General features: G+C 65.2%; 23 protein-coding genes. 9 read left to right on the top strand and 14 right to left on the bottom strand.

Features of this window, described 5'->3' with window-relative positions:
- Nucleotides 1–5: 5 nt before the first annotated feature.
- From AB7008_RS32555 to rpe, 4 genes are all read right to left on the bottom strand, one after another.
- Nucleotides 6–197 carry a hypothetical protein gene (locus tag AB7008_RS32555; protein ID WP_014494175.1) on the bottom strand — a complete coding sequence of 64 codons (192 nt, stop codon included), beginning with the start codon at nucleotides 195–197 and terminating at the stop codon, nucleotides 6–8.
- A gap of 22 nt (nucleotides 198–219) precedes the next feature.
- Entirely contained in the window at nucleotides 220–399 is a 180-nt protein-coding gene (locus tag AB7008_RS32550) for a hypothetical protein (RefSeq protein ID WP_028147458.1), read from the bottom strand.
- Between the two features lie 4 nt (nucleotides 400–403).
- Nucleotides 404–544, bottom strand: coding sequence for a hypothetical protein (locus tag AB7008_RS32545; protein WP_167541699.1), 141 nt, complete (start codon nucleotides 542–544; stop codon nucleotides 404–406).
- A gap of 154 nt (nucleotides 545–698) precedes the next feature.
- A complete protein-coding gene (gene rpe, locus AB7008_RS32540) occupies nucleotides 699–1,400 on the bottom strand; it encodes a ribulose-phosphate 3-epimerase (protein ID WP_028158459.1) in 702 nt (233 codons plus the stop codon).
- 262 nt (nucleotides 1,401–1,662) lie between these two features.
- Here rpe and AB7008_RS32535 point away from each other — a divergent pair, with 262 nt between their 5' ends.
- Nucleotides 1,663–2,451 carry an EF-hand domain-containing protein gene (locus AB7008_RS32535; RefSeq protein ID WP_304490450.1) on the top strand — a complete coding sequence of 263 codons (789 nt, stop codon included), beginning with the start codon at nucleotides 1,663–1,665 and terminating at the stop codon, nucleotides 2,449–2,451.
- A 158-nt stretch (nucleotides 2,452–2,609) separates the two neighbouring features.
- On the opposite strand, the gene AB7008_RS32530 is transcribed toward AB7008_RS32535, so the two are convergent.
- Both AB7008_RS32530 and AB7008_RS32525 read right to left on the bottom strand, forming a co-directional pair.
- Nucleotides 2,610–3,608 carry a P1 family peptidase gene (locus AB7008_RS32530; protein ID WP_441260119.1) on the bottom strand — a complete coding sequence of 333 codons (999 nt, stop codon included), beginning with the start codon at nucleotides 3,606–3,608 and terminating at the stop codon, nucleotides 2,610–2,612.
- A gap of 54 nt (nucleotides 3,609–3,662) precedes the next feature.
- Nucleotides 3,663–6,515, bottom strand: a complete 2,853-nt coding sequence (locus AB7008_RS32525) for a PAS domain S-box protein (protein ID WP_248878609.1) — start codon at nucleotides 6,513–6,515, stop codon at nucleotides 3,663–3,665.
- Between the two features lie 195 nt (nucleotides 6,516–6,710).
- Between AB7008_RS32525 and AB7008_RS32520 the strand changes: the two genes are divergently transcribed.
- Nucleotides 6,711–7,097 carry a response regulator gene (locus AB7008_RS32520; protein WP_028158463.1) on the top strand — a complete coding sequence of 129 codons (387 nt, stop codon included), beginning with the start codon at nucleotides 6,711–6,713 and terminating at the stop codon, nucleotides 7,095–7,097.
- Between the two features lie 74 nt (nucleotides 7,098–7,171).
- Here the strand turns inward: AB7008_RS32520 and AB7008_RS32515 are convergent, their stop codons facing one another.
- From AB7008_RS32515 to AB7008_RS32495, 5 genes are all read right to left on the bottom strand, one after another.
- Entirely contained in the window at nucleotides 7,172–8,290 is a 1,119-nt protein-coding gene (locus AB7008_RS32515; RefSeq protein WP_028158464.1) for a branched-chain amino acid ABC transporter substrate-binding protein, read from the bottom strand.
- 161 nt (nucleotides 8,291–8,451) lie between these two features.
- Nucleotides 8,452–9,192, bottom strand: coding sequence for an ABC transporter ATP-binding protein (locus AB7008_RS32510; RefSeq protein WP_014494184.1), 741 nt, complete (start codon nucleotides 9,190–9,192; stop codon nucleotides 8,452–8,454).
- Nucleotides 9,189–10,022 carry an ABC transporter ATP-binding protein gene (locus tag AB7008_RS32505; protein WP_028147451.1) on the bottom strand — a complete coding sequence of 278 codons (834 nt, stop codon included), beginning with the start codon at nucleotides 10,020–10,022 and terminating at the stop codon, nucleotides 9,189–9,191. The genes AB7008_RS32510 and AB7008_RS32505 overlap by 4 nt, the downstream gene beginning before the upstream one ends.
- Complete coding sequence (livM, locus tag AB7008_RS32500; RefSeq protein WP_441260118.1) at nucleotides 10,019–11,338, bottom strand: high-affinity branched-chain amino acid ABC transporter permease LivM; 1,320 nt, start codon at nucleotides 11,336–11,338, stop codon at nucleotides 10,019–10,021. The genes AB7008_RS32505 and livM overlap by 4 nt, the downstream gene beginning before the upstream one ends.
- Nucleotides 11,339–11,348: 10 nt before the next feature.
- The gene (locus tag AB7008_RS32495; RefSeq protein WP_014494187.1) at nucleotides 11,349–12,266 is read right to left on the bottom strand and encodes an ABC transporter permease subunit; all 918 of its coding nucleotides are present in this window, start codon (nucleotides 12,264–12,266) and stop codon (nucleotides 11,349–11,351) included.
- Nucleotides 12,267–12,559: 293 nt separating this feature from the next.
- On the opposite strand from AB7008_RS32495, the gene AB7008_RS32490 reads away from it, so the two are divergent.
- Complete coding sequence (locus AB7008_RS32490) at nucleotides 12,560–12,745, top strand: hypothetical protein (protein WP_014494188.1); 186 nt, start codon at nucleotides 12,560–12,562, stop codon at nucleotides 12,743–12,745.
- A gap of 182 nt (nucleotides 12,746–12,927) precedes the next feature.
- On the top strand, nucleotides 12,928–13,464 hold the full coding sequence (locus AB7008_RS32485; protein WP_441260117.1) for a hypothetical protein: 537 nt from the start codon (nucleotides 12,928–12,930) through the stop codon (nucleotides 13,462–13,464).
- Here the strand turns inward: AB7008_RS32485 and AB7008_RS32480 are convergent.
- The 3 genes from AB7008_RS32480 to AB7008_RS32470 form a co-directional block, all read right to left on the bottom strand.
- Nucleotides 13,426–13,818 carry a carboxymuconolactone decarboxylase family protein gene (locus AB7008_RS32480; RefSeq protein WP_014494190.1) on the bottom strand — a complete coding sequence of 131 codons (393 nt, stop codon included), beginning with the start codon at nucleotides 13,816–13,818 and terminating at the stop codon, nucleotides 13,426–13,428. The two genes, AB7008_RS32485 and AB7008_RS32480, sit on opposite strands and share 39 nt — an antisense overlap.
- Nucleotides 13,819–13,926: 108 nt before the next feature.
- The gene (gene pcaD, locus AB7008_RS32475) at nucleotides 13,927–14,709 is read right to left on the bottom strand and encodes a 3-oxoadipate enol-lactonase (protein ID WP_441260116.1); all 783 of its coding nucleotides are present in this window, start codon (nucleotides 14,707–14,709) and stop codon (nucleotides 13,927–13,929) included.
- Nucleotides 14,710–14,784: 75 nt separating this feature from the next.
- Nucleotides 14,785–16,140: a 3-carboxy-cis,cis-muconate cycloisomerase gene (locus AB7008_RS32470; protein ID WP_441260115.1), complete on the bottom strand. Its 1,356-nt coding sequence runs from the start codon at nucleotides 16,138–16,140 to the stop codon at nucleotides 14,785–14,787.
- Nucleotides 16,141–16,310: 170 nt separating this feature from the next.
- On the opposite strand from AB7008_RS32470, the gene AB7008_RS32465 reads away from it, so the two are divergent.
- From AB7008_RS32465 to AB7008_RS32445, 5 genes are all read left to right on the top strand, one after another.
- Nucleotides 16,311–16,757, top strand: coding sequence for an SRPBCC family protein (locus tag AB7008_RS32465; protein ID WP_014494193.1), 447 nt, complete (start codon nucleotides 16,311–16,313; stop codon nucleotides 16,755–16,757).
- Nucleotides 16,758–16,892: 135 nt separating this feature from the next.
- Nucleotides 16,893–17,378, top strand: a complete 486-nt coding sequence (locus AB7008_RS32460) for a (2Fe-2S)-binding protein (RefSeq protein WP_014494194.1) — start codon at nucleotides 16,893–16,895, stop codon at nucleotides 17,376–17,378.
- A gap of 32 nt (nucleotides 17,379–17,410) precedes the next feature.
- Entirely contained in the window at nucleotides 17,411–18,217 is an 807-nt protein-coding gene (locus AB7008_RS32455) for an FAD binding domain-containing protein (RefSeq protein ID WP_441260114.1), read from the top strand.
- Nucleotides 18,218–18,279: 62 nt separating this feature from the next.
- Nucleotides 18,280–19,188 (top strand): AAA family ATPase, encoded by a 909-nt coding sequence (locus AB7008_RS32450; RefSeq protein ID WP_028158471.1) that lies wholly within the window; start codon nucleotides 18,280–18,282, stop codon nucleotides 19,186–19,188.
- A 230-nt stretch (nucleotides 19,189–19,418) separates the two neighbouring features.
- Nucleotides 19,419–20,621 (top strand): vWA domain-containing protein, encoded by a 1,203-nt coding sequence (locus AB7008_RS32445; RefSeq protein WP_014494197.1) that lies wholly within the window; start codon nucleotides 19,419–19,421, stop codon nucleotides 20,619–20,621.
- Nucleotides 20,622–20,624: the final 3 nt, after the last annotated feature.

Below are 20,624 nucleotides of genomic sequence, written 5' to 3'. Positions count from 1 at the left end.
AAAGATCACGCCGCGTGGGCGGCGTGGACGGAGCGCTTGCGGCGGATCGGCCAGCAGAATTGCGGGCCGGGCTCGCCGTGATCCGCGCCGCCGCCGAAATACTGGATGATCTCGCGGCAGGGCTCGCAATTGAAGAGGTTACGCGACGCGGATGCCTTGGTCATTTCCTTCAGGCAGTTCGGGCAGTGCGGTTTCATCGGGCGTGGTCCAGAAAAGAATTCAATGCCGGCGCGGTGACCGGAGCGGGTGATCCGGGTCCGCCATCTCGGGCCCGGTGTCGTCGCGCCTCTCGCCTTCGGTGCGTTCGAGCCGACCGAAGAAATAGTCGAGGTCAGGATGCGGGCGCCGCGGGATGCGGCACCTGCGCTTCGCTTGACGCTTCACGAGCGCGATCTGCATGGGCTCAGGCCCGGTACCAGTCGCGACGGACGATGCGGGCCGAACGTGCCGGGACCTTCACCGGTCCGGCCGATGGGCCGAACACAACAAACGCACTGAAACCAAGCCACAACGCCACGCCAGTCCAAACCAGGGTCGTCGTCATGATGTGCTCCCGCGAAAACAGGCAAGAATCACTAGCGGTGATTTGCACGAATCAGGGAAGTCCGGAGGAGTACGGATCAAGATTGCAATTTTAGGCATTGCGCGTCGCAACACCCGCAAGAGCCGCAGCTTTTCAGCGAATGCTTGCTTGCGCCTCAGATCGCTTCGCCGCGTGCGCCTGCGGCGGCGTTGCGGATCGCGGCGATGTTGGTCTTGTACGCTTCCTGCGTGCCGCCCTTGAACACGGAGGTGCCGGCGACGAAGGCGTTGGCGCCCGCCGCGGCCAGGGGACCCGCGACATCGGGACCGACGCCGCCATCGACCTCGATGTCGATCGGACGTCCCGCCGTCATCGCGCGGATGTCGCGGATCTTGCCGATCGCGGAGGGGATGAAGGCCTGGCCGCCGAAGCCCGGATTGACCGACATCACCAGCACGAGGTCGACGAGGTCGATGACGTATTCGAGCACGCTGATCGGCGTGCCCGGGTTGAGCGAGACGCCGGCTTTCTTGCCGAGCGCGCGGATCGCCTGGAGCGAGCGGTGCAGATGGGGACCGGCTTCCGCATGCACGGTGATGTGGTCACAGCCGGCTTTGGCGAAGGCCTCGAGATAGGGGTCGCAGGGCGAGATCATCAGATGCGCGTCGAAGATCTTCTTGGTGTGTGGGCGCATCGCCTTGATGACGTCGGGGCCGTAGGAGATGTTGGGAACGAAATGACCGTCCATCACGTCGAGATGGATCCAGTCGGCGCCGGCCGCATCCACCGCGCGCACCTCTTCGCCGAGCCTGGAGAAGTCCGAGGCCAGGATCGAGGGCGCGATGGCCAGGGGGCGGGGAGTGAAGGCTTGGGTCATGGCGCGGTGTCCCGTAGCGGCCGTGAAAGATGATGCTCGCCTAACATGGGCCTCTCAGCCGGGCAATGCAGGGGTGACGTGCTTCCTGTGGGCGGAAATTTCTGCCGCGATCGGCATGAATTGCCGGTGTTCCCGAGCCGCGCCAGGCGTCGCGAAGGCGGATTTCATTGAGCTTTTTGGAGCTTTTTGCACTGGCACGACGCTTGCTGACATCACCGGCAGAACATTGGCTGCGGCGCGCCGCATCGGTTGGAGTTGTGCAATGTTGTTTGCCCTTGGTGCCGTATCGAGCGCGCTCGACGCGATCCAGTCGCTGACGAACTCGAAATCGTCCTCGTCGACCCAGAAGACGGGGTCTTCGCAGAACGCGCCGATCAATCCGTTCGCAATCGATAGCGGCAGCAGCACGACCAGCGGCGCGACCTCGTCGGTCAATGCGGGCAAAACTCCGCAGATCTCGCCGGAGACGATGAATGCGCTGTTCGCCGCGCAGAGCCAGTCGTCCAGCAGCACCGGCAGCACGGCCAGCTCGACCTCGTCGAGCTCGGCGTCTTCAACCCCGACGAGCCGCGACGCCGCGCTGAAGGACCTGTTCTCGCAGATCGATGGGGACGGCGACGGCAAGATCACCAAGTCCGAATTCGAGAACGCGCTGGGGGCCGGCGGGACCAACCTCGCGCAGGCCGACGACGTGTTCTCGAAGATGGATACGAATTCCGACGGCAGCGTCAGCCTGGATGAGATGTCGAAGGCGCTGAAGAGCGGCCATCACGGCCATGCCCACGGTGCCGGCGGCTCCGGCGACGGTTCGGATTCCTCCGCGAAGCCGAGCGGCGGATCGACCTCGACCACGACGACCGCCGCCGATGGCTCGACCACCACCACCGTCACCTATGCCGACGGCTTCAAGATGTCGACGACGGTCCCGGGCGCCTCCAGCTCCTCTCGCAATTCGGCCTACGATCTGTTCGCGCAGTTGATGCAGCGGCAAGGCGGGCAGGGGCAGGGTGCCTCAGCGACCGCCGGCTCGTCGATGTCGATGAGCGTCTGAGCTAAGAGCGATCTCTCGGCAAATGACGCTGTTCATGCCCCGCGAAAGCGGGGCGTCCAGTACGCCGCGGCCTTCCGATCCAATCACGACCGTCTCTGGAATACTGGATCGCCCGGTCTTCGCCGGGCGATGACACCTAATGTGTGACGGGCGTTTAACTACCCGCCGAACCGATCCTTCCACGCCGGCTGCGCGCCGGGGAACGGCAGCGCCGTGGCGCTGTACACGCCGCGCGCGATCGCGCGCGCGACCACGTTGGCGGCGACCGTGCCAAGCTCGGTGAGGCCGACCAGCGGCTCGATCGGCTTCTCACAGGTCGCAGCCGCAAACAGCACGTCGCCGTCGGTCGGTGCATGGACCGGATAGATGGCGCGGGCAAATCCGGTGTGCGCGATCATCGCAAGCCGCTTGGCCTGGGCCTTGGTCAGCGTGGCGTCGGTGACGACGAGGCCGATCGTGGTGTTCTCACGCGCGCTCGCGGCGGGGCCGCCCTTGATGCGCATCGCCAGCATGTCCGGCGTGAATTTGGGCGGCAGGCCGCGCCCGCCGAACTCGCCATTCTCCTCGAACGGCGCCGCCCAGAACCACGGTCCGTCGCCGACGGTTGCGCTGCCGACTGCGTTGACGACCATGATGGCGGCGACCTTGATGCCGTTGGCGAGGACCGCCGAGGCCGAGCCGAGCCCGCCCTTGAAGGTCGCGGTGGTGGCGCCGAGGCCAGCGCCGACGCTGCCCAGCGCGAAGTCGTGGCCTGCGGCCACGGCTGCGGCGTAACCGAGATCGCGATAGGGTGCGAAGCGCCCCCAAGCCTTGTCGCCGCCGTTGAGCAGGTCGAACATGATCGCACCCGGCACCAGCGGGATCACCGCGCCGCGGATATTGAGACCGCGGCCGTGTTCCGCGAGCCAGGCTTGCACGCCGCCGCCGGCCTCGATCCCGAAGGCGGAGCCGCCGGACAGCGCGATCGCATCGACCCGTTCTTGTGTGCTGGCAAGATCGAGCAACGCATCCTCGCGCGTGCCGGGGCCGCCGCCGCGGACGTCGATCGCTGCGACCGCCGGGGCATCGAAGATGATCGCTGTCGTGCCCGAGGCGACTTTCGGATCCTCGGCGTGGCCGACGCGGACGCCGGCGATATCGGTAAGCAGATTTTTCAAGGCCGGCACTCCATGCGCTTCGGGCATCAGCGATAGCGCACCGATGTGGCGCGCTCAACTCGCCAGCGCGGTCCTGAGCATCTTGGCGAGCTCGGATTTGCGGTAGGGCTTGGCCAGCAGCAGCACGCCGGAATCGAGCCGGCCGTGATGGACGATGGCGTTCTCGGTGTAGCCCGAGGTGAACAGCGTCTTCAGGTCGGGACGCCGCCGCGCCGCCTCGTCCGCGAGCTGGCGGCCGTTCATGTGGCCGGGCATGATGATGTCGGTGAAGAGCAGGTCGATGCCCTTGTCGGCATCGATGATGGTGAGGGCTTCGGCCGCGTTGGCGGCTTCGAGCGCGGCATAGCCGAGGCTCTTGATCTGGGTCACGACATATTGGCGCACCAGCGCGTCGTCCTCGACGATCAGGATCTTCTCGTCGCCGCCGGCGATGGGCACGTTCTGGAGCGACTCGTACTCGGTCTCCTGCACGCCGCTCGAGCGCGGCAGGTAGATCTTCACGCTCGTGCCGTGGCCTTCCTCGCTGTAGATCTTGATGTGGCCGCCGGACTGCTTGACGAAGCCGAACACCATGCTGAGCCCGAGCCCGGTTCCCTTGCCGACCTCTTTGGTGGTGAAGAACGGGTCGAATACCCGCTCCACCAGGTCCGGTGGAATGCCGGTGCCGGTGTCGCTGACCGCGATCATTACATAGCTGCCGGCGACGACGTCGGGATTCATGCTGGCATAGCCGTCGTCGAGGAAGATATTGCGGGTCTCCAGCACCAGCGTGCCGCCGTCCGGCATGGCGTCGCGCGCGTTCAGCGCGAGATTGAGGATCGCGGTGGAAAGCTGGCCCGGGTCGACCAGCGTCGGCCAGGCATCCTCGGTGAGCTGCGGCATGATGGTGATCTGCTCGCCGAGGGTCGGGTGCAGTAGCTTGGCGGCCTCGAGCGCGAGCGCATTGACGTCGATCTCGCGCGGCTGGAGCGGCTGCTTGCGGGCAAAGGCGAGCAGGTGCTTGGTCAGTTGCGCGCCACGCTCGGCGGCGTCGTCGATCAGCTTGGTGATGGCGGCGAGCTCGGGACGGTCGGCCACCGCGTCCGCGAGGATGCCGATCGTGCCGGTGATGACGGTCAGCACGTTGTTGAAATCGTGGGCGACGCCGCCGGTCAGCTGGCCGATGGAGTCCATTTTCTGGACCTGCCTGAGCTGGGCCTCCGCGGCCTGCTTCTCGGTGAGGTCGCGGCCGATGAAGAAATGGCGCTTCACCGGTTCCGACCAGGTGCCCATCCAGTTCAGCGTCACCTCGTGACCGTCGTAGTGATAGTAGCGCGCCTCGAAGCTGCGCTTGACCGCGCCACGCCGCGCCGCGCGCATCTCGTTGCGGGTGTTGTCGAGGTCATCGGGGTGAATGAACTCGATGGCGCTGTGCCCGATCATGTCCTCCGGCTTGTACCCGAGGATGTCCTTCACGCTCGGGCTGATCTGGATGAAGTTGCCGTAACCATCGGTCACGAGGATCAGGTCCTGCGAGGTCTCGAAGATGCGCTGGCGCTCCTCGATCTCGCGGTTGAGGGCGGATTCCGCCCGCTTCCGCTCGGTGATGTCGCGGGCGACCTTGGAGGCGCCGATGATCTTGCCGTCGGTCGATCGCAGCGGGACCTGGCTCAGCAGGACGTCGATCGGCTGGCCGCTCTTGTGCAGCCGCACGGTCTCGTGCTGGTCGATGACCTCGCCGTTGCGGGTGCGGGCCAGCATTTCGGCGACTTCCTCGCGCTGCCCCTCGGGCATGATGATATCGACCTGGCGGCCGATCGCTTCGCTCGCGGAGTAGCCGAAGACGCGCTCGGCCGCCTTGTTCCAGGACGTGATGATGCCGTCGAGCGACTTCGTGATGATGGCGTCGTTGGAGGACTCGACGACGGCGCTGAACAGCCGCTCGCGCTCGGCATAATAGTTCCGCTCCGAGCTCGACTGCCGCTGCAGCGCGCCGACCATGCCGGCCGTGTTCGCCTGGAGACGGACGTTCTCGATGAGCAGCACCGCGAGCACGAAACTCGACGCACCGAGGCCGTAGAGCCGGCCGGCATAGAAGCCGAGGTCGAAACGCGCGACGTTGACGATCGCCGACAGCGCGATGTCGAACAGCCACGCGCACATCGTGACCATGAGCCAGATGTCGATCACCGTGTGCGGTTTGCGAAACCACAGCGTGACCAGCGCTGCGAAGCTGAGGGACCACACGAACGACACCACGCCGATCATGGTGGGGGTGTAGTGGCCGTCCTTGAGCAGGACCGGCAGCAGGCCGTGCTGCGCAGTCACCAGCCAGGCGAAGACGGTCAACGCGACGAACACGCCGGCGACGGAGAGTGCGATCGCGGGAGCCGTCGCGCCCGCAATCCTGTTGCCGCCGTTGCCGTCCTTGAGCCAGGCGTAGGCCAGTACGAACAGCGGGAAACCGGCGTGCCAGATCATGTAGAGCCAGACGGTGGTCTGCGAGCCTGCACCGAACAATCCGGCCGGGGCGAACAGCCCGGGGAAGGTGAGGGCGTGGGTCATCGCGGCGCCCGCCGTGAACAGATAGCCGGTCGACAGCAGCAGCAGCGCGCGGCTGCGCAGGACGGCGAACTGCGACAGCAGCAAAACGGCGGTGATGATGTCGCTGACCGCGAGCGCGGACTGGTAGCTCGCCACGAAGGCCGGCACCTGTACGAGCGGCAAGCCCGCAAACGGAACCGCCAGCGCGAACAGGATCGCGGAGATACCGACGATCGCCAACGCAGCCCTGCGATCGCTTCGCGTAGCCGGCAAGGTCGACAGGAATGTGCTTCGGTCGTTCGGCGCTAGCACGTCGATCTCTCGTAAGCCGGCATGATGACCTCCTACGTCAATCTCTTCCGGCCGGGAAGCCGCTACCCGCATGGTAGCCCGCTCCGGGCGCGCATCCTGACAGAAAGCGCATGCGACTCAACCGAAGGTTACAGCTTAATTAACCTGGAGTGGGACTTGGAATGGGTAACTGGTAAGAGGTGATTTACCGGGACAGACCCATACTGCCTTGCCGGGCACTTGCGGTGAATTGAACCAAATAATGATACGTATCCGGGAGTTGTTCCCATGCGCCGTGTCCTCGTTGTCGACGACCAGAAGGAGGTCCGCGCCATGGTCGCGATCGTTCTTCGGGTCAACCGTTTCGACGTCGTCGAGGCCGAGAGCGGCGCAGCGGGCCTGAAAGCCTTCAGCGAGGGCGCTTTCGATGCCGCGATCGTCGATATTTTCCTGGCCGACACCAGCGGCGTCGACGTCATGGTGGCCATTCGCGAGCGAGTTCCCGGGTTTCCGATCGTCGCGGTCTCCGGCATGACCGCACTGGACTTCATGGGCGAGGCGCCTGGTCTGGCCGACGTGATATGCCTGCAAAAGCCATTTCGGCCGAACGATCTCCTGCAAGCGCTGCACAAGGCCCAGGCTGCGGCGGGCGGCGAGCTCTCCGCAGCCGTGTGACCGCACGGCGAAAGAAAACGCCCCGGCGAACCGGGGCGTTGGATTGATCTGATTAAAAGGTCAGGTATCCTGTCTTAGGTGCCGCTGCCCTTGATCTCGGCGTAGCCGCCCTTGGCATCCCATTTGTAGACGACGTAGTCGAGCTGCTTGATGTCGCCCTTGGCGTCATACTCGATCGGCCCGATCACGGTGTCCCACTTGCCGGCCTTCATCGCCTCCATGACCTTCTTGGCGTCGGTGGTGCCGGCCTTCTTGGCCGCCTGCGACCAGACCTGCATCGCCGCGTAGGTGTAGAGCGTATAGCCTTCGGGGTCGATGTTCTTGGCCTTGAAGGCGTCGACGATCTTCTTGGCGGTCGGCTTGTTGCGCGGATCGGGGCCGAAGGTGAACAGGGTGCCTTCGCCGGCGGGGCCGGTGATGGAGGCGTACTCCTTGTCGGCGAGAGCGTCGCCGGCCATCAGGATCGTCTTGAGGCCCTGGTCGCGCATCTGGCGCAGGATGAGGCCGCTCTCCTGGTGATAGCCGCCGACATAGACGAGGTCGATGTTGTCGCGCTTCAGGCGCGAGACGATCGCGTTGAAGTCCTTGTCGCCCTTGTTATAGGACTCGTACATCTTCTCGGTGACGCCGGCTTTGTTGAGCGCCTTCTTGGTCTCGTCGGCAAGACCCTTGCCGTAGGTGGTCTTGTCGTTGAGGATCGCGATGTTCTTGCCCTTGAAGTTCTTGGCGATGTACTGCGCCGCGATCAGGCCCTGCTGATCATCACGGCCGCAGACACGCGCCACGTTCCAGAGCTTGCGCTCGGTGAAGAGCGGGTTGGTCGAGGCCGGGGTGATCTGAAGGACGTTGCCGTCCGCATAGGCCTCGGAGGCGGGGATCGACGACGACGAGCAATAGTGCCCGGCCACGAACGGGATTTTCGAGCCGGCGATCTTCTCGGCGATCGAGCGCGCCTGCTTCGGGTCGCAAGCGTCGTCCTCGACGGATAGCGCGAGCTTCTTGCCGTTGACGCCGCCGGCGGCGTTGATGTCAGCCACGGCCATTTCGGCGCCGTTCTTCATCTGGCGGCCGAAGGCGGACTCTCCGCCAGTCATCGGGCCTGCGACTGCGACGGTGACATCCTGCGCGAACGCCGCGCTCGATAGCGCGATCGACGCGCCGAATGCCAGACCGATGAGCTTCAGTGATTTCATGAGATACCTCGCGGGTGGTCGCCTGTGGAAGTTGCCGGGTACGCCCGGTCCAAACCGGCGCCATTCTTGAATGAATCTCGGGAGAAGTCACCGGCAAAATACGGGCATTGGCGTAGATATCTCGCCACATTCGGCCGCACGGGCTCCGCCGTCGGGCAGCCTCAGCCGTGCCGGCCGCCTTCCAGGTAGGCGGCGCGAATCTCGGGGCGCTGCAACAACTCGGCGCCAGTGCCGGCCAGCGTGATCAGGCCGTTGACCATGACGTAACCGCGATGGGCGAGCTTCAGCGCATGGTTGGCGTTCTGCTCGACGATCAGGACCGTCAGGCCGTCCTGGCGGTTCAGGGTGCGGATCGCATCGAAAATCTGGCGCGCGATCAGCGGCGCCAGCCCGAGCGAGGGCTCGTCGAGCAGAAGCAGGCGCGGGCGGCTCATCAGGGCGCGGCCGATTGCCAGCATCTGCTGCTCGCCGCCGGACAGCGTTCCGCCGCGCTGGGCGTAGCGCTCCTTCAGCCGCGGGAACAGCGTGAACACGCGTTGCAGCGTGGCCTCGCGTTCGGCGTCGGTGCATCCGGTGGCATCCGCCCCCATCTGGAGGTTTTCCGCCACGCTCATCCGCGGGAAGATGCGGCGGCCTTCCGGCGATTGCGCGATGCGCAAATGGGCGATCTCATGGGTGGGAACGTCGGTGATGTCGCGGCCTTCGTACAGGATCTGGCCGGCGCGGGCGCGCGGCTTGCCGAAGATCGTCATCATCAGCGTCGACTTGCCGGCGCCGTTGGCGCCGATCAGCGCGACGATCTCGCCGGCGCTGATCTCGACATCGACGCCCTTCAGCGCCTCGATCTTGCCGTAGGCGGCGCGCAGGCCCCGGATCGACAGCAGGGGAGCGGACGACGTCACGACCCGCTCTCCATCACCGCCACGGCCTCTTCCTCGTCGGTGCCGAGATAGGCGGCGATCACCTTGGGATCGTCGCGGATCTCGCGCGGCGAGCCTTCCGCGATCTTGACGCCATGGTCCATCACCACGATGTGGTCGGAGATCTCCATCACCACCGACATGTCGTGCTCGATCAGCAGGATCGAGGTGCCGAGCTCGTCGCGGATCGAGAGCAGGAGCTCGCTCAAGGCCGCGCTCTCGCGCGCGTTGAGACCCGCGGCGGGCTCGTCCAGGCACAAAAGCGCGGGCTCGGTGCACATCGCGCGCGCAATCTCGAGCCGGCGCTGGTCGCCATAGGCGAAATTGCCGGCGGCATCGTCGGCGCGGTCGAGCAGATTGACCCGCTTCAGCCAGTCGGTGGCGAGGTCGATCGCGCGCTTTTCGGCGTCGCGGTAGCCGGGCGCGCCGATGAGGCCGAGCAAAGTGAAGCCGGAGGCGCGCATCAACGCGTTGTGCTGCGCCACCATCAGGTTTTCCAGCGCGGTCATGCCTGGAAACAGGCGGATGTTCTGGAAGGTGCGCGCCACCTTGGCCTGCTTGGCGATGCGAAAATCGTTCAGCCGCTCCAGCGCAATCACCTTGCCGTCGTCATGGGTGAGGCGAATGGCGCCGCCGCTCGGCTTGTAGAAGCCGGTGATGCAGTTGAACACGGTGGTCTTGCCGGCGCCGTTCGGTCCGATCAGCGCGGTGATCTTCTTCCGTTCGGCCGCAAACGACAGGTCCTGCACGGCGACGATGCCACCGAAGCGCATGGTCAGCCGGTCCACACCGAGAATCTTGTCGCCGCTCATCCGTGCCCTTCCTTGACGAGGTCGGAGGAGATCGCCTGCGCCTTGGTCAGATACACGGTCGGCGCGCGATGGCCGATCAGGCCGCGCGGCCGCCAGATCATGATCAGCACCATGGCCATGCCGAACACCAGCATGCGGTAGGTCTCGAGGCCGCGGAACAGCTCGAAGCCGCCGATCATGGCGAGCGCGGCGAGCGCGACGCCGAGCTGCGAGCCCATGCCGCCGAGCACGACGATGGCGAGCACCAGCGCCGATTCCTGGAAGGTGAAGGATTCCGGACTGATGAAGCCCTGGCGCGTCGCGAAGAACGCACCGGCAAAGCCGCCGAACATGGCGCCGGTTGCGAACGCTGTGAGCTTGGTGGTCGTGGTGTTGATGCCGAGCGCGCGGCAGGCGACCTCGTCCTCGCGCAAGGCCTCCCAGGCGCGGCCGATGGGCAGGCGGCGCAGCCGGATCGTCACCCAGTTGGTGAGCAGCGCAAGCGCCAGGATCAGATAGAACAGGAAGACGATGCGGTGGGTCGGCGAATATTCGATGCCGAGCCTTGCGGCGAGCCCGTTGTCACTGTTGTCCAGCGGGATGCCGAAGAAGGAGGGGCGGGGAATGCTGGAGACGCCGTTGGGGCCGCCGGTGAGGCTCTGCCAGTTGATGATGACGAGGCGGATGATTTCGCCGAAGGCGAGCGTCACGATGGCGAGATAGTCGCCGCGCAGGCGTAGCACGGGGAAGCCGAGCAGCACGCCCCAGAACGCGGCGAGGATGCCGGCGAGCGGCAGGCAGACCCAGAACGACCAGCCGAAATTGGTGGCAAGCAGCGCGTAGGAATAGGCGCCCACTGCGTAGAAGGCGACGTAGCCGAGATCGAGCAGGCCGGCGAGCCCGACCACGACGTTCAGCCCCCAGCCCAGCATCACATAGGTGAGCACGAGGATCGCGAGATCGAGGATATAGCGCTGGTCGTAGAAGATCACCGGCACAAGCACCGTGAAGATCAGAAGAACGGGCGCCAGGTAGCGGCCCAGAAACGACATGCCGCTGCGTACAGCCGGTGGCACCAGCTTGTCGGTGCCGCTGGGACCGATCCACTGTCGCAAAAGCCCGAGCACGATCGAGCCGCCGAACACGGCGGCAACGAGGGAGGCGAGCTCGCCGAAGCGGGTCCAATAGGTGAGCTGGCCGTCGGAACCCGCTTCGGTGCGGACGCCAACCATCAGCGAGAACAGCACCAGCGCGATCAGGGCGTTGACGAAGGCCGTCTTCAGCAGAGCGGGGATGTCCGTTGCAGGCTTGGGCGTATTGCTCGAGAGAACTGTCACGCGGCGACCGTTAGACTTTTTCGACTTCGGGACGGCCGAGCAGGCCGGTCGGCATGAAGATCAGCACGACGATCAGGATCGAGAACGCCGCGACGTCCTTGTACTCGACCGAGAAATAGGCCGACCAGAACGTCTCGATCAGGCCGATCGCGAGACCGCCCAGCATGGCGCCAGGCAGCGAGCCGATGCCGCCGAGCACGGCTGCGGTGAACGCCTTGATGCCGGCGACGAAGCCCATGAAGAAATCCACCAGGCCGTAATAGAGCAGGTACATCAGGCCCGCGACCGCGGCGAGTGCCGCGCCGATCACGAAGGTCATGGAGATGGTGCGGTCGACGTTGACGCCGAGCAGCGCCGCCATGGTCTGGTCCTGCTCGCAGGCGCGCATGTCGCGGCCCAGCCGGGTGCGCGACACCAGCCAGGTGAAGATCCCAAGCAGCACGATGGTGGTGAGAACCACCATGATCTGGATGTTGGAGAGCTGGATCACAAAACCGTCCGCGCTTTCGTGCAGCGTATAGCCGCCGGTGATGAAGGGCGGGATCGGCTTGACGCGGGCGCCCTGCGCCACCTGCGAATAATTGGTCAGCACGAAGGACATACCGATCGCCGACAGCATCGGGGCGAGGCGGAAGGAGTGACGCAGGGGCCGGTAGGCGATGCGCTCGATGGTCCAGCCGTAGAGCGCGGTGATCGCCATCGACACCAGCAGCACCACCAGCAGGATCACCGGGATCGCGGTCAGGCCGAGCGAGACCAGGATCAGGAAGGTGATCAGGGCGATGAAGCCGCCGATCATGAAGACATCGCCATGGGCGAAATTGATCATGCCGACGATGCCGTAGACCATCGTATAGCCGATGGCGATCAGGCCGTAGATCGAGCCCAGAACGAGACCGTTGATGAGCTGCTGGGCGAAATAATCCATGGGCTGCCGTTACCAAACCTGACGCGGCTCGAAGGGAGCTCTTTGAGAGAGTGTGTGATTGAGTTTCTTCTCGGGCCCCGGCAGCCCCTAAGCATTCTTCTCGTTTTGTAACAGGAGGGAACTGGCGGCTGCAACTGGCCATGCCTCGACACAAAGGCTTGTACAGAGGTCATTTCGCTACGGATGTCATCTTCTTCGGTTCCGCAGGTGCGAGGAACCGGGTTCCGCAGAGCAACCAAATCGGACGCCGGCCGTTGCCTCCGTTCTGACGTCCAACAAGGGAGTTTTCCCCAATGACGAAGCAGCAGAACCAGAATCCGGGCCAGCAGACTCAGAACCCCGGCCAGCAGCGCCCAGGTCAACAGCCAGGTCAGCAGCAGGGCGGCGGCCAGAAACCCGGACAGCAGCAGCAGGATCCGCAGCGCCAGGGCGAGAAGCCCGGCCAGCAACAGGGCGGCCAGCACGGTCAGGACAAGTAGTTTCGGAGCCTAGACGTGAAGAGGGCCCCGCCGGGAGGCGGGGCCTTTTTCCTTGGGCGCGCCGCCCGGCGGGCCAGTTAAGGTAAACAAAGGGTTTAAATTGCCGCCATGGTCTGATGCGAGTTAGCTCCCCGGCAAAGCCTTCCCATGGAAGGCGCGCGGCGAGCGAAGCGGGAAGCGGCATGTTCAGGAATTGGCGGATCGGTTCGGTCAACGGCGCCCTGCTGGCGGCCTATTTCATCCCGGCCTGGGCGCTGGTGGCCTTCAACATCATGGTGGCACCGGTGCACGGCCTCTACGAGCGGCCGAGTGTCGCGGTGGCGCTGTTCCTCAGCGACCATCTTCAGATGGCGGGGATGAGCACGGTGCGTGCCGCCTGGCTGCTGGCGCTGGGCCGGCTGACGGTGGTGGCGTTCTTTGCCATCTATCTTGCGCTTCTTTGCATTCCCCGCGTCCGCAAGAACGGCGGCAGCGACGAGGCGCTCGGCATTGCGCTTGCGATCGGCAGCCTCATCTCGTTTACGAGCATGTTGATGGCCTCGAAGGTCGGCGAGCTGGCCGCGCTCCGGCTGCATGCCACCGAGCTCCTGCTGCTGCTCGGCGCTGCCATCGTGGTGGTGATCGAACGGCCCGCGCCGGCGCCCAAGATCGTTCAGAAAACCGTCGAGACCGCCGCGCCGCTAGCTCTTGAGCAGGCCGAGCTCCTGCACAATCGCTGAGGCTTCCTTGACGGCGTGGTTCGCCGCCGGCACGCCGCAATAGATTGCCTGCTGAAGCAGGATTTCCTTGATGTCGTCGGGGGTGAAGCCGCCCTCGGCGAGCGCCGCGCGCACATGCAGGCGGAATTCGTCCCATTGCCCCAGCGCGACCATGGTGCCGATCACGAGCACGCGCCGCGTGCGCTCGTCGAAATGCGGTCGCGTCCAGATCTCGCCCCAGGCATAGCGCGTGATCATGTCCTGGAAGTCGGTGTTGAAGGCATTGCGGTTCGCGATCGACTTGTCGACCCAGGCATTGCCCAAAACCTTCCGGCGCACATTCATGCCGGCATCGCGGCGCTTCTGGTCGTCCATTTGTATTTCCTCCTTCGTCATTGCGAGCGCACCGAAGCAATCCAGAATCTTTCAGCGGAGGCAGTCTGGATCGCTTCGTCGCTACGCTCCTCGCAATGACGGCCGTGGTTAGCGCTGGGTCAAGAAGCCGACCACAGCGTCGGTGAACGCGTGCGGCTGCTCGACATTGGAAATGTGGGCGGCGTCGATGATGGTCATGCTGGCGCCGGGAATGTTGGAGCGGATCAATTCGCCCGCCGAGATCGGCGTCGCCATGTCGTGGCGGCCGGCGATCACCAGCGTCGGGCTCTTGATCTTGGCGAGCAGCTCGCGCTGATCGAGCGTCGACAGCGCCTCGCAGCAGGCGAGATAGCCCTCGACGGGGGAGGCGAGCAGCATCGACCTCATCTTCGCCGTGATCTGCGGCTCGCGCTCGCGGAAATCCTGGGTCAGCCAGCCCGCGATCACGGCATCGGCGACCGCGGCGATGCCGCCCTTCTTCACCGCGTCGATGCGCTCCAGCCATTTGGTCGGCTCGGCGTAGTAGCAGGAGGTGTTGGCGAGGATGAGCTTGCCGAAGCGCTCCGGCGCATTGGCACCCAGCCACTGCCCGACCATGCCGCCCATCGACAGCCCGCACCAATGCACCTTCTCGATGTTGAGGTCGTCGAGGATCGCCAGCACGTCGCGGCCGAAGCGCTCCATCGTATAGGGGCCGGGCGGAACGTTCGACTTGCCGTGGCCGCGGCGGTCGTAGCGGATGACGCGGAACACCTGCGTCAACGCCTTCATCTGCGGCTCCCACATCTGAAGCGTGCAGCCGAGCGAGTTGGACAGCATCAGGGTCGGCCCGCCGTCGCGGCCCTCGACGGAGACGTTGATCAGGCAACCGTCGGCATCGATCATGGGCATGCTGGGCGTCTCCGTTCTGGAGCATGATCCGGAAAAGTGTGGAGCGGTTTTCCGAAAAAGATCATGCTCAAACAATCAATCCCGCTCGAGGCTGTCGAGCAGCCGGTCGATCAGGGCTTGGGAAGCCCCTTGATAGGCCATCGGCTCGAACAATGCCGCAATTTTTTCCGGCGAAAGATGCGCCGTGACCTGCGAATCGGCCGACAGCACGTCGCGCAGGTGCTTCTTCTCGGCGACCGCGCGCTTGCTCGCGGCCTCGATCAGATGATGCGCATCGCTCTTGCCGATCTTGTCGGCCAGCGCAAACGTGACGGCTTCCGCCATGATGAGCCCATGCGTCGTATCGAGATTGCTGCGCATGCGCGCGGCATCGACGTCGAGGCCCTCCGCGATGTCGACGATGGCGGCGAGCGCGCCCGAGGCGACCAGCATCAATTGCGGCAGCGTCGGCCATTCCGCGTGCCAGGGGCCGGCGCTGCGCTCATGGTCCTGCACCTGGGCTGCAAAAATCGTGGCGGCGAGCTGCGGCGCCATGGTCGCGCATCCCAGCGCGCTCGCGGCCGCGACCGGGTTGCGCTTGTGCGGCATGGTCGAGGAGCCGCCGCGGCCTTCGCCGGCGGGCTCGAACGCTTCGCCAACATCGGTCTGCATCATCAGCGAGACGTCGCGCGCGATCTTGCCGCAGCTTCCGGCGAGAATCGCAAGGCAGGATGCGGCTTCGGCGATCCGGTCGCGATGGGTGTGCCAGGGCGCTTCCGGCAGCGGCAGGTTGAGCTCCTGCGCCAATCGCTCTGCAACGACGAGCCCCTTGTCGCCGAGAGCCGCGAGCGTGCCGGCCGCGCCGCCGAATTGCAGCGCAAGGCCCTCGCGGGAGAGCCGCCGCAGGCGGCAGCGGGCGCGGGCAAGGCTCGATGCGTATTCCGCAGCCTTCAGGCCGAACGGCATCGGCAGCGCGTGCTGGAGCCAGGTCCGTGCCACCATCGCGGTGTTGCGATGGCTCCGCGCCAGCGCGGCAAAGCCCTTGATGGCGCGGCTGAGGTCGGCGTCCAGCGCATCGATGCCGGCGCGAAGCGTGAGCATGGTCGCGGTGTCGATGACATCCTGGCTCGTTGCGCCCCAATGGACGTAGCGCGCGGCCTCCGCATCGGCCTTGCCGACGTTGGCCGTGAGCGCCTTGACCAGGGGAATCGCGAGATTGCCGGATCGCGTCGCGGCCTCGCCGAGAGCGGCCATGTCAAAGTTATCAGCCTTGCACGCGGCTTCGATCGGGCCCACCGCGGATGCGGGAATCACATCCGTGGCGGCCTCGGCGCGCGCCAGGGCTGCCTCAAAATCGAGCATGTTCTGGAGGGTCGACCGGTCGTCGCAGACCACGCGCATGGATGGGCTCGACAGCATCGGCGCGAGCAGGGGGGAGAGGGCTGTGCTCATGTTGCGCGGGACCTAATCACCATGCCCCGGCTCTGCCAATCCCAAACCATCGGCGCAAAGCTTTTTGCAGTTGCGAATATGCATTGCACGTGGCCGGGGGCTGCCCTTTCCTTTGCGGCCTCCGTGCGTTACTTGAGCAGCATTATAGCGAAGCAACCGGGAGGTACCCCATGGCCATGACGATGAACGGCGAAGTCCAGCTTGCGGCGCCGCGCGAGGCCGTGTGGGAGAAGCTCAACAATCCCGAGGTGCTGAAGGCCTGCATCCCCGGCTGCGAGGAGCTGGAGAAGACCGACGACGGCGGCTTTCGCGCGACGGCGAAAATGAAGGTCGGGCCGGTGTCGGCGCGCTTCAAGGGCAAGGTCACACTCTCCGATCTCGACCCGCCGAACGGCTACAAGATCTCCGGCGAAGGCGAGGGCGGGGTGGCCGGCTTCGCCAAGGGCGGCGCCGCGGTCAAGCTCGCGGAGAAGGACGGCGGTACGCTGCTCTCCTATGAGGTCGAGGCGCAGATCGGCGGCAAGTTGGCGCAGCTGGGCCAGCGCCTCATCAACGGCACCGCCAAGAAACTGGCCGACGAATTTTTCGCGAACTTCGCCAAGGCGGTACAGGGCTGAAGGCTATCGCCTTTCGGCATGGCGCCTTGCGTCCGGGGCGATGTTGCCCCCGGGCATAATGGCCCATATGATGGGTTGGAATAATTATAAGAACCGCTTCGACGGGACCCGTCGGGGCGCTGATAGAGAGTGCTTATGGCAAAAATCTCCCTCATCGTGAACGGCAATCCTGTCACGGCCAACGTTGATCCCCGCACCCTTCTGGTGCAGTTCCTGCGCGAGAATCTGCGCCTCACCGGCACCCATGTCGGCTGCGACACCTCGCAGTGCGGCGCCTGTGTCGTGCATCTCGACGGCAAGGCCGTTAAGTCCTGCACCACGCTGGCGGTGATGGCCGACGGTCACGAGGTCAAGACGATCGAGGGATTGGCCGCCGACGGCGCTCCGCTGCATCCGATGCAGGAGGCCTTCCGCGAGCACCATGGCCTGCAGTGCGGCTTCTGCACGCCGGGCATGATCATGACGGCGATCGACATCGTCCATCGCAAGGGCCACGAGCTCGACGACCATACGATCCGGGAAGAACTTGAAGGCAATCTCTGCCGTTGCACCGGCTACCAGAACATCGTCGCTTCGATCTCCGCCGGCGCCAAGGCGATGGCGAAATCCGATCTCGCCTAACCGCGCGCGCATTCTGCGATCAGGACATTCAGATGTACGAATTCAAATACCATCGCCCTGGGACCGTTCGCCAGGCGGCCAACCTCCTGGTGAAGAACGAAGACGCCAAGGTGATCGCCGGCGGCCACACGCTGATTCCCGTCATGAAGCAGCGTCTCGCGAGCCCGCCGCATCTGGTCGACCTCTCCCATATCGAGGGGCTCAACACGATCGAGATGAAGGGCCGCGCGCTCGTGATCGGCGCCACCGCCAGGCATGCCGAGGTCGCAAGCTCTGCGATCGTCGGTGAGGCGATCCCGGCGCTGGCCAATCTTGCCAGCCAGATCGGCGATCCCGCCGTGCGCCACAAGGGCACGATCGGCGGCTCGCTCGCCAACAACGATCCGACTGCGGACTATCCGGCCGCGGTGCTCGCGCTCGGCGCCACCATCGTCACCAACAAGCGCCGCCTCAAGGCGGAAGAGTATTTCCAGGGCCTGTTCACGACGGCGCTCGAAGCCGATGAGATCATCACCAAGGTGATGTTCCCGCTGCCGAAGAAGGCGGCCTACATCAAGTTCCGCAACCAGGCCTCGCGCTATGCGCTGGTCGGCGTGTTCGTGGCGCGGCGTCCTTCGGACGTGCGCGTCGCCGTCACCGGCGCCGGCTCCGAAGGCGTGTTCCGCGTCACCGGGTTCGAGGAAGCCCTGAAGAAGCGCTTCGCCGCGAAAGCGCTTGACGGCATCGAGGTGCCGGCGGAAGGCCTCAACAGCGACATCCACGGCAGCGCCGAATACCGTGCGCATCTCATCGGGGTGCTGACGCGGCGCGCCCTCGACGCCGCCAACGCCAAGGAGTGAGTGAACCTCACGCCTCGGCCCAAACTTGTCCCCGGTGAGGGCGTAGCGAGACTGGCTTTTTCATGACTCTCACGGCCATGCCGGCATCGGTCGATGCGATGCTCGAACTTTTGACTTCGCGCGGTTATCTCGCGGAGCGATCGCTGGCGACGGTGACCTATCTGTCGCTGCGCATGGGCCGGCCGCTGTTCCTGGAGGGCGAGGCCGGCGTCGGCAAGACCGAGATCGCCAAGGTGCTGTCGGCGGCGCTGGGGCGGAAGCTGATCCGCCTGCAGTGCTACGAGGGCCTCGACGTCTCCTCCGCCGTCTACGAGTGGAACAGCGCCGCGCAGATGATCGCGATCCGGATGGCGGAAGCCGCCGGCGACACCGACCGCGATCAGCTCTCGTCCGATATCTTCGCGGACCGCTACATGATCAAGCGGCCGCTGCTACAGGCGCTGGAGCCCGACGTCGCCGGGCCGCCGGTGCTGCTGATCGACGAGCTCGACCGCGCCGACGAGGCGTTCGAGGCATATCTGCTCGAAATCCTCAGCGACTTCCAGGTGACCATTCCCGAATTCGGCACCGTGAAGGCGCCGCATCCGCCGATCGTCATCATCACCTCCAACCGTACCCGCGAGATCCATGACGCGCTGAAGCGGCGCTGTCTCTATCACTGGGTCGACTATCCCGAAGCCGAGCGCGAGCTCGCGATCGTCAAGACGCGCGTGCCCGGCATCTCGGCCAAGCTGTCGCAGCAGGTCGTGCGTTTCGTCCAGGCGTTGCGCAACCAGGATTTCTACAAGTCGCCGGGGGTCGCCGAGACCATCGATTGGGCCACAGCGCTGTCGGAGCTCGATGCCCGCTCGCTGACCCCGCAAGTGGTCGGCGACACGCTGGGGGCGCTGCTCAAGTATCAGGACGACATCACCCGGATGCAGGGCGATACCTTGCAGAAGGTGTTGAAGGAAGCGACGAGCGAGAATTGATCTCGCGTCATTAGTGCTCCCGTCATTCCGGGGCGACGCGCAGCGTCGAGCCCGGAATTCATAACCACGCCCGCGCTTGCGGCTTGCCGCATTCGCGGAAAACCAAAGGCGGCGCGCTTGGTTGTTGTCTTTTGCGCGAATGGCCCAAGGGCCAAGCGCGCCGTGAGTATGGATTCCGGGCTCGCGCCAAGTGGCGCGCCCCGGAATGACGAGGGGATGGATACGAGACCATGGCCATCAACCACCTGGCGCCCGAGCAAACCGAGCAGTTCGCCGACAACATCGTCGGTTTCGCCCGCGCGTTGCGTGCAGCCAGCATGCCGGTCGGGCCGGGTGCCGTCATCGATGCCATGAGCGCGCTCCAGGTGATCGACATCGGCAACCGCGCCGACGTCTTCACCACGCTGGAGGCGATCTTCGTCAAGCGCCACGAGCATGCGCTGATCTTCAGGCAGGCCTTCAACCTGTTCTTCCGCGCCTCGGAAGAGTGGAAGCACATGCTGGATTCGGTGCCGTTGCCGGAGCAGGCCAAGAAGAAGCCGCAGGCCGGCTCCCGCCGCGTGCAGGAGGCGATGTCGCAGCCGCGGATGACGGAGACGCCGCAGCACCAGGAGCAGGATTTGCGCCTGTCGGTCTCCGACAAGGAGATCCTTCAGAAGAAGGATTTCGCGCAGATGAGCGCGGCTGAGATCACCGAAGCGCTCCACGCCGTCGAGCGGATGCGGCTGCCGCAGGCCGAGCTTCTCACGCGCCGGCAGCGGCCCGATCCCCGCGGGCTTCGTCTCGATTTGCGCCGCACGCTGCGCGCGTCCTTGCGCACCGGCGGTGACATCATCGACATCCATCGCCTCGGGCGCATCGAGAAGCCGGCGCCGATCGTCGCGCTGCTCGATATCTCGGGCTCGATGAGCGAGTACACCCGATTGTTCCTGCATTTCCTGCACGCCATCGGGGATGCGCGAAAGCGCGTCTCGGTGTTCCTGTTCGGCACCCGGCTGACCAACGTCACCCGGGCGCTGCGCCAGCGCGACCCCGATGAGGCGCTGGCGAACTGCTCGGCCTCGGTCGAGGACTGGGCCGGCGGCACCCGGATTTCGGCCTCGCTGCACAACTTCAACAAATTGTGGGCGCGGCGCGTGCTGAGCCAGGGCGCCATCGTGCTGCTGATCTCCGACGGGCTGGAGCGGGAGGCCGATTCCAGGCTCGCCTTCGAGATGGACCGGCTGCACCGGTCCTGCCGGCGACTGATCTGGCTCAACCCGCTGCTGCGGTTCGGCGGCTTCGAGGCCAAGGCCCAGGGCATCAAAATGATGCTTCCGCACGTTGACGAATTCCGCCCGGTACATAATTTGAGTTCGATCCAGGAGCTGATCACCACGCTCTCCCGGCCGCTGCCGCCGCACCACCGCAGCCTGATCCGTTCCGCAGCTTGAGAG

This window comes from Bradyrhizobium sp. 521_C7_N1_3 (genome assembly GCF_052075975.1).
GTDB lineage: Bacteria > Pseudomonadota > Alphaproteobacteria > Rhizobiales > Xanthobacteraceae > Bradyrhizobium > Bradyrhizobium japonicum.
This window is presented reverse-complemented; position numbering and strand designations above follow the sequence as displayed.